Genomic DNA, 685 nt, shown 5'->3' with positions numbered 1-685 from the left:
GCGGGCCGGGTCCAGGAGGACGTGGACGGCGCTGGTTCCGGGGCACCCTGGCCGCCGTGCGGGGCGCGTACGGGCGCGGGAGTGGGCGCGTTGTCCGCCTGGCCGTACCGCTCGGCAGCGGTGGCCAGCACCCGGAGGCAGGCCGGGCCGTCCAGCGCGGTGTGGTTGATGACCGCGAGCAGCACCGTGCCCGTGTCGTGCTCGATCACCTCGATCCGGATCGGCGGCGCGGAGTCGAGTGGCGGGCAGTCGGTGACGGCACGCCGACGGGCCTCCTCCAGGGTGCCGCCCGGGTAGGACACCGGGTCACGGTCCGGGCCGTCCGTCAGCTCCCACCAGTAGTGCCGGTGCCACCAGCGGTGCGGAGCCTGCCGGACGAGGATACGGGCGTGTTGGCGCAGCGCCGCGCGTACGGCCGCCCGTAGCCGCTCGGGTCGGAGCGAGCCGGGCAGGTGGATCTCGATGTGTACGGTCTCCGGCTCGCCGTCGGCTAGGCAGTGCCGGGAGATCTCGTCGACGGTGGGGAAGGGGACGCGTCCCGGTTCCGCGGGACGCTCCTCGGGAGGCCGTTCACCGGGCTGACGCGGGGTCTCCGCGCTGGTGCCACCGGGCGGTTCGGCCGAAGGCGGCCCGTCAGCGGACGGCCCGGCCGGGGTGTCGGTCCGGGCGCCCAGGCCCCCCGGGG

The 685-nt window shown here is 76.2% G+C and carries 1 pseudogene; it reads right to left on the bottom strand.

The features are described 5' to 3' along the window. Positions 1-685: pseudogene (locus AN216_RS28880) on the bottom strand (condensation protein); the annotation flags it as partial.

The organism is Streptomyces oceani (assembly GCF_001751245.1).
In the GTDB taxonomy this organism is placed as follows: domain Bacteria; phylum Actinomycetota; class Actinomycetes; order Streptomycetales; family Streptomycetaceae; genus Streptomyces; species Streptomyces oceani.
Note: the sequence above shows the minus strand (reverse complement) of the source record. Positions and strands in the feature narration are given on the sequence as shown.